Source organism: Ruegeria sp. HKCCE4148 (genome assembly GCF_017872495.1).
Taxonomy (GTDB): Bacteria; Pseudomonadota; Alphaproteobacteria; order Rhodobacterales; family Rhodobacteraceae; genus Ruegeria.
This window is the reverse complement of sequence record NZ_JAEDOS010000001.1, coordinates 908231-921568: the sequence shown is the minus strand read 5'-3', so window position 1 is coordinate 921568 and position 13338 is coordinate 908231. Positions and strand designations below refer to the sequence as shown.

The 13338-nt window shown below is 56.7% G+C and carries 11 protein-coding genes; 8 read left to right on the top strand and 3 right to left on the bottom strand.

The features are described from left to right. Positions 1–105 precede the first annotated feature (105 nt). Genes I9187_RS04515 through selD form a run of 7 tightly spaced genes read left to right on the top strand, consistent with a single transcriptional unit; the run spans position 106 to position 8198 of the window. Positions 106–2976, top strand: a complete 2871-nt coding sequence (locus I9187_RS04515) for a monovalent cation/H+ antiporter subunit A (RefSeq protein ID WP_171177522.1) — start codon at positions 106–108, stop codon at positions 2974–2976. Continuing rightward, positions 2976–3335 carry a Na+/H+ antiporter subunit C gene (locus I9187_RS04510; protein ID WP_170751150.1) on the top strand — a complete coding sequence of 120 codons (360 nt, stop codon included), beginning with the start codon at positions 2976–2978 and terminating at the stop codon, positions 3333–3335. The genes I9187_RS04515 and I9187_RS04510 overlap by 1 nt, the downstream gene beginning before the upstream one ends. Beyond that, complete coding sequence (locus I9187_RS04505; protein WP_171177524.1) at positions 3332–4876, top strand: monovalent cation/H+ antiporter subunit D; 1545 nt, start codon at positions 3332–3334, stop codon at positions 4874–4876. The genes I9187_RS04510 and I9187_RS04505 overlap by 4 nt, the downstream gene beginning before the upstream one ends. Further along, entirely contained in the window at positions 4876–5373 is a 498-nt protein-coding gene (locus I9187_RS04500; protein ID WP_171178079.1) for a Na+/H+ antiporter subunit E, read from the top strand. The genes I9187_RS04505 and I9187_RS04500 overlap by 1 nt, the downstream gene beginning before the upstream one ends. Continuing rightward, on the top strand, positions 5370–5639 hold the full coding sequence (locus tag I9187_RS04495) for a K+/H+ antiporter subunit F (RefSeq protein WP_170459173.1): 270 nt from the start codon (positions 5370–5372) through the stop codon (positions 5637–5639). Before I9187_RS04500 ends, I9187_RS04495 begins: the two co-directional genes overlap by 4 nt. A gap of 7 nt (positions 5640–5646) precedes the next feature. Next, entirely contained in the window at positions 5647–6033 is a 387-nt protein-coding gene (locus I9187_RS04490; RefSeq protein ID WP_171177527.1) for a Na+/H+ antiporter subunit G, read from the top strand. Between the two features lie 5 nt (positions 6034–6038). Continuing rightward, positions 6039–8198, top strand: a complete 2160-nt coding sequence (gene selD, locus I9187_RS04485) for a selenide, water dikinase SelD (RefSeq protein WP_209509584.1) — start codon at positions 6039–6041, stop codon at positions 8196–8198. Here the strand turns inward: selD and mnmH are convergent. After that, positions 8189–9241 (bottom strand): tRNA 2-selenouridine(34) synthase MnmH, encoded by a 1053-nt coding sequence (gene mnmH, locus I9187_RS04480; RefSeq protein WP_171177531.1) that lies wholly within the window; start codon positions 9239–9241, stop codon positions 8189–8191. The two genes, selD and mnmH, sit on opposite strands and share 10 nt — an antisense overlap. A gap of 47 nt (positions 9242–9288) precedes the next feature. Then, positions 9289–9954 (bottom strand): SOS response-associated peptidase, encoded by a 666-nt coding sequence (locus I9187_RS04475; protein WP_171727649.1) that lies wholly within the window; start codon positions 9952–9954, stop codon positions 9289–9291. A gap of 54 nt (positions 9955–10008) precedes the next feature. Here I9187_RS04475 and I9187_RS04470 point away from each other — a divergent pair, with 54 nt between their 5' ends. After that, the gene (locus tag I9187_RS04470; protein ID WP_171177533.1) at positions 10009–11661 is read left to right on the top strand and encodes a tetratricopeptide repeat-containing sulfotransferase family protein; all 1653 of its coding nucleotides are present in this window, start codon (positions 10009–10011) and stop codon (positions 11659–11661) included. A gap of 63 nt (positions 11662–11724) precedes the next feature. Here I9187_RS04470 and I9187_RS04465 read toward each other — a convergent pair whose 3' ends face one another. Beyond that, positions 11725–13308 (bottom strand): bifunctional metallophosphatase/5'-nucleotidase, encoded by a 1584-nt coding sequence (locus I9187_RS04465; RefSeq protein ID WP_171238241.1) that lies wholly within the window; start codon positions 13306–13308, stop codon positions 11725–11727. Between the last annotated feature and the right edge of the window lie 30 nt (positions 13309–13338).

The window sequence follows — 13338 nt, the reverse complement described above, 5'->3', positions numbered from 1 at the left end:
AATGTTTCGCTAGTTATCAGTGAAGAAGTTACAAAATCTGGACAGCCTAGGAAATATCTTTACAAAATAGGCTTCATCCTGACCGCTCAGACCGGAGTATCGCACTTGTCCCTATTCCTTATCGCGGCCCTTCCTTTCCTTGGTGCTGTATTCCCTGCTCTGCTGATCCGAGCAGGCAGAAACGCGGCAGCATCCGCTGCGGCGTTAACCACGTTTCTTGCCCTAATGGGTTTGCTGATCCACATCCCATCGGTCATGCGCGGAGACGTCGTGACCGCCCGCTTCGATTGGATTCCCGGTCTTGGCCTGAATGCCAACTTCATGTTGGACGGGTTGGGCTTTCTGTTCGCCCTACTGATATTGGGTATCGGTCTGCTGATCATCCTTTACGCGCGGTTCTACCTGTCGCGCGAAGATCCGATGGGGCAGTTCTACACTTATCTGCTATTGTTTCAGGGTGCTATGGTCGGGATTGTTCTGTCAGACAACATCCTGCTTTTGCTTATTTTCTGGGAACTTACATCGCTCAGCTCGTTCCTGCTGATCGGTTATTGGAAGCACCTGCCCGAAGGCCGTCAAGGTGCGCGGATGGCGCTGGCCGTCACCGGAGGCGGCGGGTTGGCAATGATCGCCGGGATGCTGATCCTGGGAAACATCGTGGGCTCATATGACCTGAGTGTCATTCTACAGAACAAAGAGCTGATCCAAGCTTCGCCCTACTACCTTCCCGCACTGATCCTGATCCTGCTGGGCGCTTTCACCAAATCGGCGCAGTTCCCTTTCCATTTCTGGCTACCGCACGCGATGGCGGCACCGACACCCGTATCTGCTTATCTGCACTCGGCCACCATGGTGAAGGCCGGTCTGTTCCTAATGGCGCGGATGTGGCCGGTTTTGGCCGGGACGGATGCGTGGTTCTATATCGTGGCCACTACCGGTCTGGTGACGATGTTGCTGGGCGCGGTGATTGCGCTGTTCAAGGATGACCTGAAAGCGCTGCTGGCGTTTTCGACTGTGTCGCATCTGGGCCTGATCACCATGTTGCTGGGTTTCGGCACGAAATTCGCAGCCGTGGCAGCGGTGTTCCACATCATCAACCACGCGACCTTCAAGGCAGCGCTGTTTATGACAGCTGGGATTGTCGATCATGAGACCGGAACACGCGACGTCAAGCGGTTGGGCGGTTTGCGTCATTTGATGCCGATCACCTTCACAATCGGCACCATCGCCGCGCTTTCAATGGCTGGTTTGCCACCCCTGAACGGCTTCTTGTCGAAAGAGATGATGCTGGAAGAAACCGTGCACACCACATGGCTGAACTCAGCCTATCTGGTGCCGGGCCTGGCCTTGCTCGCATCTCTGTTTTCCGCAGCTTATTCCTTCCGTTTCGTGAGCCACGTGTTCCTTGGCCCGCAGCGCGACGATTACCCTGCACATCCGCATGATCCGCCGGTTGGGCTTTGGATTGCCCCCGCTTTCCTTGTCGTGCTGGTCGTTCTGATCGGTCTCTATTCAGCCGCCATTGTCGGTCCGTTGGTCGCCGTGGTGTCCAGCGCTGTGATCGGTGGGGAAAAGCTGCCATACTATTCGCTTAAACTGTGGCACGGCTTTGTGCCCGCGCTGTACATGTCGATCGTAGCAACGCTGGGCGGTCTGTTCCTGCTGTCGATGCACAAACGCGGAGAGCAGCTTTGGAATGCCCTGCCACGCCCTGAAGCCAAGGTGATATTCGAAACCATCATCCACGCCTTCACGCGCCTCAGCCAATGGGTTACGGATGAGCTGCACAACGGTGTCCTCAGCCGTTATGCGATCATCTTCATCGCCTTTACGGTCGGGCTGGGCTACTACGCCTATTCGACCGGTACCATTGGGGTTGAAACCCGCGTTCCACTGCCTGCGCAAATCATCCCGATCGTCGGCTGGCTCTGTCTGGTCGGCGCGACGCTGGGCATCATGTGGTTCCACCGCAACCGCCTGCTCTCGCTTGTTCTGATTGGCGTTGTGGGCCTGATCGTGTCAGTCGCCTTCAACTATCTATCCGCGCCGGACTTGGCGCTGACGCAAATCTCGGTTGAAGTTGTAACCATGATCCTGCTTCTGCTGTCGCTGAACTTTCTGCCCACGGAAACGCCGTGGGACAGTTCAGCCGCACGGCGGTGGCGAGACGCTGCGATTTCTGTCGTCGCGGGCATCGGGACCGGCGCACTGATCTACGCGATCATGCTGCGGGATTTCGCGTTCCCAACGATCTCGGACTTCCATTTGGCGAACTCCTACAAAGGTGGTGGCGGCACGAACGTCGTGAACGTCATTCTGGTCGACTTCCGGGGCTTTGATACCTTTGGCGAGATCATCGTACTGGGCATCGCGGCGCTGATCATCTTTGCCCTGACCGAAGCGGTTCTGGGTACAAATGTGCGCGGCTATTTGCTGAACCGCAAACCGCACTGGCCTCAATCTGGGGACTCACATCCGCTGATGATGGTTGTGGTCACTCGCGTCATGATGCCAATCGCATTGATGGTGGGCGCCTACATCTTCTTCCGCGGACATAACCAACCCGGGGGTGGCTTCATCGCGGGCTTGATTGTCGCGATTGCGTTCCTGATGCAGTACATGGCCAGCGGTTACACCTGGGCCATCGAACGGCAAAGGTTCTACTATCACGGAACCATCGGCTGGGGCGTGCTGATAGCTGCGGCGACCGGATTGGGGGCCTGGTTCAACGAACGCCCCTTCCTGACCAGCGATTTTGGCTACATCAACTGGCCGCCGCTGGAAGAGTTCGAGTGGGCCACGGCCATGCTGTTTGACGTGGGCGTCTTTCTCGCCGTTCTTGGGGCGGTGATGCTCGCGCTGGACAGCCTGTCACGCTTTGCCTGGCGGCCGGGCATGGCACAGGAATTCCCAATGGATATCAACCCGCTGCGGGATTCCTCTGAAGATGAAGACAAAGAGAAGGAGCAGGCCTGATGGAAGCGCTCGTAGCCTCTGCCGTAGGCATTATGACCGCCGCCGGGATTTTCCTGATCCTGCGTCGTCGGACATTCCCGGTCATTCTGGGCCTGTCACTCATCACCTATGCTGTGAACGTGTTCTTGTTTGCCACCGGGCGACTCGCGCTGAATGCGCCTGCCGTTCTGAACAAATACGAAGACGTGCCCTATACCGACCCGCTGCCACAGGCGCTGGTGCTGACGGCCATCGTGATTTCTTTTGGAATGACAGCCGTAATCGTGATGATCGCGCTCTCGGCTTATTTGTCCTCGAAGGATGACCATATCGACATGAGCCCACAGGACAGCGTAGACGCGCCGGGAGAAGACGCATGAACCACTGGATCGTTGCGCCGATCGTCCTTCCCGCGATCCTGGCCCCGTTTATCATCATGGTCCTGCGCTATCATCTGGACCTGCAGCGTATCTTCTCGGTCTCGGGCGTTATTGCCCTGCTTGGCATAGCGCTGACCATTACCGCGCAAGCTTCGGGCGGTGAAATTCTGGTCTACGAGCTTGGCAACTGGCCAGCGCCATTCGGCATCGTCATGGTGCTGGACAGGCTGTCGGCCATGATGGTTCTGCTAACGGCACTGCTAGCCCTGCCGATTGTGCTTTATGCCATCGCGTCGGGCTGGGATGAGCGCGGCAAACATTTCCACGCGCTGTTCCATTTCCAGCTTATGGGCGTCTGCGGAGCTTTCCTGACAGGCGATGCGTTCAACCTGTTCGTTTTCTTCGAGGTCCTTCTAATCGCCTCTTACGGTTTGATGACCCATGGAGGCGGTTCGGTCCGGTTAAAATCCGGCGTGCAATATGTTGCGTACAACCTCTTGGGTTCGACCCTGTTCCTGTTTGCCTTAGGGACAATCTATGGCGTCACCGGTACGCTGAACATGGCAGATATCGCTGTGCGCGTTGCCGAAATCCCCGCCGAGGACACCGCCCTTTTGCGGGTTGGCGCGGTGCTTCTGCTTTTGGTGTTCTGTATCAAGGCCGCCGTTTTGCCGCTGCATTTCTGGCTTCCAGCCAGCTACGCCAATGCGCCATTACCCGTGGCTGCCCTATTTGCCATCATGACCAAAGTTGGTGCTTACTCGATCATTCGCATGTATACGCTGGCCTTCGGACCCGAGGTCGAAGCGACGCAAGGTTTGGTAGGCGATTGGCTGCAACCCGCAGCGCTTGTGACTTTGGCCGTTGGGGCCATCGGAATTTTGGGATCGCAACACATAGCTCGCATGGTTGCGTTTTGCGCCATCGCCTCGATGGGGACCTTGCTGATCGCGATCTCACAATTCACGCCAGATGCGACGGCTGCAGCACTCTATTATGTGTTCCACTCGACCTTGGCGACTGCGCTGTTGTTCCTTGTTGCTGATCTGGTGATGGAGCGTCGCGGCGGGGCAATTGCACCAACAACGCCCATGCCGCAAAGCGGCCTGATCTCGGCCCTGTTCTTTGTCGGGGCCATCGCGATGGCAGGTATGCCGCCACTTTCAGGCTTCATCGGCAAGTTGCTGGTATTGGACGCGTCGCGGGATGCATCGGACGCAACTGCGGTCTGGGCTGTTATTCTGATCGGATCTTTTGTCACCATTGTTGGGCTGGCGCGCGCGGGCACATTGATCTTCTGGAAAAGCCACGACACGCAGGTGGTTACCGTAGAAGACCCTGTCGATGGTGAAGAGGTACCCGCACCGGTTGCCCCGGAACCGCAACCGGGCCTTGCTATCACAGCCGTGTTTGGGTTGGTGGCAGGTCTGATCCTTCTGACCCTGTTTGCGGGCCCTGCATTGGAATACACAAGCAAAACGGCAGGCCAGTTGTTTGCGCCTGAAAACTACATCTCTGCCGTATTGGGAGGGGAAGAATGATGAAACTGCTGCGCCGGATTTTTCCGCACCCTCATCTGACTTTCTTGCTGACATTCGTGTGGGTTTTGCTGGCCAATAATGGATCGTTGAATTCGTTGGTTTTTGGCCTGATCCTGGGGATCATCATCCCCTTCATAACGCAGCCCTATTGGCCGGATCGCCCCAAACTGCGTAATTGGCGGATGGTGGCAGAGTATATACTGGTCGTGCTTTGGGACATTGTGGTTGCAAACGTGACCGTTGCCCGGATCATCCTGTTCAAGCGGGATGCCGACCGCCAACCCAACTGGATCTGCGTCCCGCTGGAACTGCGCACCCCCGAGGCGATTACCGTGTTGGCCGGAACAATCACCATGACCCCCGGCACGGTCAGCTGCGATCTGTCGGCACAAGGGCATAACCTGCTGGTCCATTGCCTTGACGCCCCCGACCCCGAGGCGGTTCGCGATCAGATCAAACAACGCTATGAACGCCGCCTGAAGGAGATTTTCGAATGATCGAATACGCCATCTACTTCGCCTTCGCCTGTTTTGGCGCCGCAATCATGATGTGCCTGTGGCGGATCATCACCGCTGACGGCGTCGGCACGCGCGTTCTGGCGCTGGATACGATGGTGATCAACACCATTGCCCTGATGATCCTTTATGGTCTGGATCAAGGTACCGAGATCTTTTTCGAGGCCGCCATGATCATTGCCATGCTGGGTTTTGTTTCAACCGTGGCCTATGCGCGCTTCATGCTGCGCGGCAACATCATCGAGTGAGGGCGACATGACATTTCTCGTCGAATTGCTGATCGCCGTCTTCTTGATCATGTCGGGTATCTTCGGGTTTGTCGGCTCGTTTGGGATGATCAAACTGAAAGATCCAATGTCGCGCCTGCACGCGCCGACCAAGGCGACAACGTTGGGAGTGGGCGGCGTCTTGCTGGCTTCAATAGCGCATTCGGTGCTGCTGGAGGGTAAACTGTCCATGCACGAGCTGCTGATCACGCTGTTTCTGTTCCTGACCGCTCCGATCACGGCCCTGTTCATTGCCAAATGGCACATTCACCGTCATGAAAAGCCCGAAGGTCTGCCGGATGCCGGTGAGGATGAGCTTTGGGCCACCCACGCGGTCGAGCAGGTCGAAGACGTCCCGGACCATAGCGCGAACTAATTCCTATGCATTCACCTCCGCTGCCCCTGACCCGCGATTTGGTTCTTGTTGGCGGAGGTCATACCCACGCGCTGCTTTTGCGAAAATGGGGGATGACTCCTCTTGCAGGTGCGCGGGTCACTGTAATAAATCCAGGCCCTACTGCTCCTTATTCCGGTATGTTGCCGGGATATGTCGCCGGGCACTACGACCGATGGGAATTGGACATCGATCTGGTAAAACTGGCGCGCTTTGCAGATGCGCGGGTCATACTGGGTGCCGTCGAAGGGATCGATACTGATAGCCATCAGGTGCATGTTTCCGGGCACCCGCCAGTCGGGTTCGATGTGGCTTCGGTCAATGTTGGGATCACCTCGGACATGCCCGCTCTGCCGGGCTTTGCCGAACATGCCATTCCAGCCAAACCTCTGGGCCGATTTGCCGCGCGATGGGCTGACTATCTGAATCATGATGGCCCTGCGTCTGTCGCGGTGATCGGCGGGGGCGTTGCCGGGGCCGAATTGGTCATGGCCATGGCCCACGCTCTCAAAGCAAAGGGGCGCGCGGCGCGGATCACGCTGATCGACAATGCCTCAATCCTGGCGGCTACCAAACCCAAGGCGGAGGCCACGATCCGTCGCGCCATGCAGGATCTGGGTGTGGAAGTCATCGAAAACGCAGTGATTACCCGGATCGCCGCTGATCACGTCCAACTGCAGGACGGCCGCGCTATCCCCGCCCATTTCGTCACCGGAGCCGCCGGGGCGCGCCCATATGACTGGATCGCACGTACAGGGCTGGATCTGCAAGACGGGTACATCCGGGTGAACAGCTATCTTCAATCCAGCGATCCTGCTGTCTTTGCCGCCGGGGATTGCGCTCATCTGTCAGAAAATCCGCGCCCCAAGGCAGGCGTTTACGCGGTGCGCGAAGCACCCGTTCTTTTCGACAATCTGCGTGCTGCACTAAGTGCGGGACGGATGCGCAGATATGTCCCGCAGAAGGATTACCTCAAACTGATCTCGTTGGGCGGCAAATCCGCGCTGGGTGAGCGTTTAGGTACATCCTTGAGCGGCCCGATCATGTGGAAATGGAAGAACCACATCGACCAAACTTTCATGAACAGGTTTCGAGACCTGCCGCAAATGAAGCTTTCTGCATTGCCACACGACCGGGCCTTCGGGCTGGATAAGGCGCTTGGGGAAAAACCCATGTGCGGAGGATGCGGCGCCAAGGTCGGGCGCGATGCGTTGCAGACAGCACTGAAATCCCAGCCCGCGCCTGACCGTTCAGACATCATCCCCCTGCCCGGAGACGATGCAGCCTTGCTACAAACAGGTGGCGTTCAGCAGGTCATGACATCAGATCACCTGCGGGCTTTCACCAATGATCCCGTCCTGATGGCGCGTATCGCTGCTGTTCACGCTTTGGGGGATATCTGGGCCATGGGGGCTGCACCTCAGGCCGCAACTGCGACGATCATCCTTCCTCGTATGTCTGCCAGTCTTCAGGGCCGCACCATGTCAGAAATCATGGCAGTGGCAGGCGACGTGATGAGAGAGGCCGGGGCTGAGATCGTGGGTGGCCACAGTTCCATGGGCGATGAGATGACCATCGGCTTTACCATAACCGGCCTGTGTGAAACGCCGCCCATCACTTTGTCGGGCGGGCAACCGGGAGACCGTTTGATCCTGACCAAGCCCTTGGGCAGCGGCGTTCTGATGGCTGCCGAAATGGCCGGTCTGGCAGATGGAGCCTGGGTCGCGGCCGCTTATCAGCACATGACCCAATCGCAAGGGAAAGCATCAAGAATACTGGCCAAGGCCCATGCGATGACCGACGTGACCGGGTTTGGTTTAGCCGGGCACCTGCACGGTATCTGCGACGCGTCAAACTGTGGTGCAGTACTTGATCTGAACGCGGTCGAGGTAATGGACGGCGCGTTGACTTTGACAGATCAGGGCGTGCGCTCGACCATCTTTGCCGACAACCGGGTGATTGCCATGGACCTGCCCGCCGAAGGCAAAGCCGCTTTGCTGTTTGATCCTCAGACGGCTGGTGGTTTGCTTGCCGCTGTCGATCCGTCAGTGGCCGATGCCCTGATCAAGGATTTGAAGGCCGCGGGTTATCCGGCTGTAATCATAGGCGAATTGACTGAAACACCGGGCCTGCGGCTTCAAAGTTGATCCAGCAGGCTTTCGATTTGGGACGCGGCCGCTGAAAGGCCGCCGTCGTCCAAGGACGCAATGTCGAGATTGGCCAGCACCTCAACCGACCGGGATTGCCGTGATTTGGTGTAGGCCGGGTCGTAGTGCTGTTCCATCAACGCCTGTGTCAGCGCGTGTTTTTCACCCGCATCGATCAGGCACATCCACCCGTCGACGACCTCGTGACCGCGATGAAAACGCAGCGGGGACAACCGATCCCGCAAACGATCACTGTCGGACAGGATATCGTCATAGGCCCTCACCAGATAAGCGGTCCGCGCTTCAATCGGCGCTGTGATTTGCACCCTGGGGGCCGCACACAACGCCGTCCAAAGGCTGGGCGGCAGGATCAGACTGCCGATTTTCGAAGACTCCGCCTCGACTACAACAGGACGCGCTGGATCTATTGCGCACAGCGCGCTGGACAATGCCGATTCAAACGCCTTTTGCGCAGGCTGTCCACCTGGCCTTTCCCCCAGCAAAGATCCCCTGTGATTGGCCAATGCCTCAAGGTCCAGAACCTGTACGCCGCGCCTTTGCAACAGAGCCAACAGATCCGTCTTGGCCGTTCCGGTATAGCCATCCAAGGCGATCAATCGATGCGGCAGAGGATCGTCGTACAAATACGCATTCACCAACCGGCGATAGGTGCGATAGCCGCCTTCGACCACATCAGCGCGCCAACCGATTTGCTGCAACATCCAGGTGAACGATCCGGAACGCTGGCCACCGCGCCAGCAATAGACCAAGGGGCGCCAACTGCCCTCGTGTTGGCTCAGGTGCTGTTCGATGTGATTGGCTGCATTGCGGAACACAAGCGCCGCCCCAAGTTTCCGTGCCAGAAAGGGGCTTTCCTGCACATAGATGGTCCCGACGCGCGCCCGTTCCTCATTATTCAGAACCGGCAAGTTGATCGCACCCGGCAAATGATCCTCGGCATACTCAGCCGGGCTGCGCACGTCGATAACCGTGTCAAAACCATGCGCGTAAAGTTGGGACAGATCGGGGAATTTCAAAGCCATACCAGAGGTCTAGCTTGCTGTGTTTCGAAAGGAAAGGCCACGCGCCCTCACCCGCCAAAAGGTTCATTCAGTTCAGGTCCGCTGGCCCGGTTCGAATTCACTGCCGGGTCGACGCGGTGAAAGGTCAGCACATCCTCGGCCCCCGGCTGCATCAATCGCGCGGCCCCTTTTCCCGCCTCGCCCAGCCATAATGGCCAATCTTCAGGCTCAAGGATCAAGGGCATCCGATGGTGTATGCCCTTGAGGCCTTCATTTGCACCTGTCGTCACGATCGCACAGGTGCCCTGTCGGCTTTCCTGAGGGCCCCAGTCCTGCCAAACCCCAGCAAAGGCAATCGGTGCCCCATCCTTGCGATGGATGTACCACGGCAAGCGGGTTCCCTGTTCGGTCTTGGTCCATTCATAGAACCCCGTAGCCACGATCAAACAACGGCGCGATCGGCAAGCGTCGCGAAAGGCTGGTTTGTCAGCCAAAGTCTCTGACCGGGCGTTGATCAACAATGGTCCGGCTGTTTCGGATTTGTACCAATGTGGCAAAAACCCCCAACGCAGCGCATCTAAATGACGACCGGTCTCGCCACTGCGCACCACATGTACCTGATTTGTCGGACAAACATTGTAATTTGGAACAGCCGGTAAGGCATTTGCAGGCCGGGCAGAAAACAGCTGTGCCATGGCGTCATTGGGAAGAGTTATTGCAAACCGTCCGCACATAGGTAATGAACCATCGATATATTCTTGATACAGGCGCAGGATCTTTCGGGTCACATGAAAAACCAAACCGCTCAAACCCTCAAGAGCAAAGCAATTTCCCTTTTGGAAACAGGCAAACTGCAACAGGCGTTGAAGAAAGCCCAGTTTGGGGTCAAGAAATTCCCCAAGGACTCGGATTTTCATGCAATCGCCGGTTTTGTTCTGACAGAGCTGAAGCAGTATAAGAAATCCATACCCCACTTTTTGGAAGCCTCGCGCAAGAAACCCGATGATCCGCAATTTGCCGAAAACCTGGCAAATGCCCTGATGCAAACGGGGCAAATCACGCGCGCACTGACATATGCCGAACAAAAGGTTGAACAGTTTCCCAACAACAAAGAGCTTCGCCGGGTCATTGACGAGATTCAGCGCGAAGGCCGAAACTGGCGTTCGATTGTAGAGTTCACAACGCATAGCCTTGCTTCGGACCCTGACAACCCGGAACTTCTTGCAAAAAGGGCGCGGGCTTATCTTCAGATGGGCTTTGTCGAGGAAAGCACGCGTGACATAGAACGCGCTTATGACTTGGCACCGGAAAACATCATGGTCGCTTTCCAAAAGTCGCTCAATCTGCATCATTCTGGCGACAAGGAAATGGCGTTCAGTATCTTAAACGACATCCTGAACACTCAACCCCATCACGCAAATGCTCTGCTGCAAGCGGCCACAATGGCGTCAAAAGAGAACGTGCCGCAATTGATGTCTGCGGTCGAGGCTGCGGCGGCTGAAAAAGATGAACCCCTGCAAGAGCTAGAATTTGCCAAGGCGCATCTTGTCCAAAAAACCGACGGTATCGCCGCGGCTTTGCCCCAGTTTGCAAAAGCAAATGCCGTACAACACGACGCGGTGCCTTATGACTTTGCAGCAGAAGAAGAAAAGCTGCACAAAATCATCGAGCTGTTCCCCGAAGGAACATCATCCTTTGAAGGTATCCAGTCCGAAGCGCCGCTGCCGATTTTTGTGATTGGACAGCCGCGATCCGGCACGACCCTGATGGAAATGATGCTGAGTTCGGCCCCCGACATCGCCGGGTGCGGTGAGTTGATGTTGATCCCGGAACTGACAAACAATTTCCACGCAACCGACAAGGTGTTTGACGCGGAAGCCGCAAAAGACATCGCGCGCTCGTATCGGGAAAACATGCCGAACATACCGGAAAACTCGATTGGGTTTGTCGATAAGCTGCCGCACAATTACCAGCGCGTTGGGTTTATTCTGGCCGCCTTCCCCAACGCCAAGATTGTCAACATGCTGCGCGATCCCAGAGACGTCGGTTTGTCGAAATGGATCAGACGTTTTCCCGCAGGCGGCATGAACTACGCCTCAAGTCTGGACGCCATTGCACATTCCGCCAATCTCTATCGCCGCTATATAGCGCACTGGGACACGGTGTTCGAAGGTCAGATCCTAACTTTGCCCTACGAAGAGTTGGTGGCAGATCCCAAAACCCACAGCCAGCGCGTGGCTGAATTTTGCGGAGTAGATTGGCACGAGTCGATGGTACACCCCGAGAAAAACACAAAACAGGTTCGCACGGCCAGTGTGGATCAAGTGCGAAGCAAGATCTCGACCAAGTCAATTGGCGGCTGGCGCGAAGTGGCCGATCACATAACGGCAATGCTGGACGGCTTTGACCCGAAACTCTGGCCGGAATACGATTTCAGCTGACACGCAGCGAAACAAAAAAAGCCGCATCACCTGGATGCGGCTTTTTTGTTTCAGACGGTAGATTTACTTCTGCTTGATACGCCCATCCAGATAAGGCTGATACGGCGCGTTTTCCGCCAGATATTCAGCTGTGACATCGGCCAGATCGGGGCCGAAATCATAGGCATTCTTGTCGTCGCCTTCGAACATCGAGTACCCGTCGCCGCCGTTGCGCACATAGTTATTGGTCACAACGAGGTAGGTCTTGTTCGGGTCAATCGGAACAAACCCATCACCTTCGGCCACCATGACCTCACTGATGCGGCCTTCGTTCGGGGCCATGCTTGGGTCCCAAGTGTAGCTCAGGCCCGCGACTTGCGGGAAGCGGCCTTTTACTTCTTCAACTTGGCTAACACCATTCTCCAGCGCATCAATGACGGTTTGACCGGTGATCTCAAAAGTGGACAACGTGTTCTGGAACGGCAGCACCGTCAGAACTTCACCCATGGTCACGTCGCCCTCATCGATCGAAGCGCGCAGGCCACCTGAATTGGCGATCGCAATCTGCGCACCCTGATCGGCGACACGGGCCAGCATCGCGTCGGCCACAAGGTTGCCCATTTCGCATTCCTGTACCCGACAGACCGACCTGTCGCCCTGAATCGCGGCGGCCGAGCTTGCAACAACGCGTTGCTTCATCTCTTCAATTGGCGCGCCCATTTCGGCCACGCGGGCCGCGATGCCTTCGTCAGGTGTGACTGAGGCGTCCAGCAGTATGGGCTCTCCTTCTGCGGCGATCAGATTGCCATCGTCATCAAAGGTCAGTGTGATTTCGCCCAGGTATTTGGAATAGGCATACGCCTGAACAACCGGCACATCGCCGACCATCGTCGGGTATGCCCCGGCGGCGCCTTCCTGTGTATTTGACAAAAGCGTGTGCGAATGGCCACCGACCACAAGGTCAAGCCCCGGCACCTGTTCTGCAATTTCCAGATCCTTGGCCAGTCCCACATGGTTCAACGCGATGATGATATTGACGCCTTCATCCTGCAAAGCGGCCACATCCGCTTTCAGGCTTTCGATCTCGTCCTGAAACACGACATCTTTGCCGGGGCTTGACGTTTCGACCGTATCCGTAGCCAACGCCGAGATGATGCCCACTTTCTGTCCGCCGACATCAAGCACCACATGGTTTTCAACCTTGCCCTTCAGCTCGGCCGACGATGACAGGTCCAGATTGCCTGAAATCACCGGAAAGCTGACCGTTTCAATAAACGACGCCAACCCTTCCGGGCCGTCGTCAAATTCGTGGTTGCCCACGGCCATGACGTCATAGCCGATCGCTTCCATAAATTCGGCTTCTGCTGAACCTTTGTAGGTGGTGTAGAACAGCGATCCCTGGAACGGGTCCCCGGCGTCCAGCAGCAGAACATTCTGATCCGCCAGCGCATCACGGCGGGAATCAACGATCGTCTTGAGGCGCGCAACCCCGCCAAAACACTTACCTTCTGCTTCATCCTCAGCATCGCAGGTCGAGTCGTATTTGTTTATCGACTCGATGCGGCTATGAATGTCGTTGGTGTGCAGAATGGTTAGCTTGTATTCGGCCGCTGCCACGCCGGCAGTCAGGCCAAGAATTGCTGTAGACGCCAGAAATCGGGTCAACATACTGAATCTCCCTGTTTATATTTTCAGAGA

What these genes read in the sequence shown, in the direction of transcription:
- I9187_RS04510 (WP_170751150.1), top strand. Translation starts at nt 2,976, where the DNA reads ATGGAAGCGCTCGTAGCCTCTGCCGTAGGCATTATGACCGCCGCCGGG.
- I9187_RS04505 (WP_171177524.1), top strand. Translation starts at nt 3,332, where the DNA reads ATGAACCACTGGATCGTTGCGCCGATCGTCCTTCCCGCGATCCTGGCC.
- I9187_RS04500 (WP_171178079.1), top strand. Translation starts at nt 4,876, where the DNA reads ATGAAACTGCTGCGCCGGATTTTTCCGCACCCTCATCTGACTTTCTTG.
- I9187_RS04495 (WP_170459173.1), top strand. Translation starts at nt 5,370, where the DNA reads ATGATCGAATACGCCATCTACTTCGCCTTCGCCTGTTTTGGCGCCGCA.
- I9187_RS04490 (WP_171177527.1), top strand. Translation starts at nt 5,647, where the DNA reads ATGACATTTCTCGTCGAATTGCTGATCGCCGTCTTCTTGATCATGTCG.
- selD (WP_209509584.1), top strand. Translation starts at nt 6,039, where the DNA reads ATGCATTCACCTCCGCTGCCCCTGACCCGCGATTTGGTTCTTGTTGGC.
- mnmH (WP_171177531.1), bottom strand. Translation starts at nt 9,241, where the DNA reads ATGGCTTTGAAATTCCCCGATCTGTCCCAACTTTACGCGCATGGTTTT.
- I9187_RS04475 (WP_171727649.1), bottom strand. Translation starts at nt 9,954, where the DNA reads ATGTGCGGACGGTTTGCAATAACTCTTCCCAATGACGCCATGGCACAG.
- I9187_RS04470 (WP_171177533.1), top strand. Translation starts at nt 10,009, where the DNA reads ATGAAAAACCAAACCGCTCAAACCCTCAAGAGCAAAGCAATTTCCCTT.
- I9187_RS04465 (WP_171238241.1), bottom strand. Translation starts at nt 13,308, where the DNA reads ATGTTGACCCGATTTCTGGCGTCTACAGCAATTCTTGGCCTGACTGCC.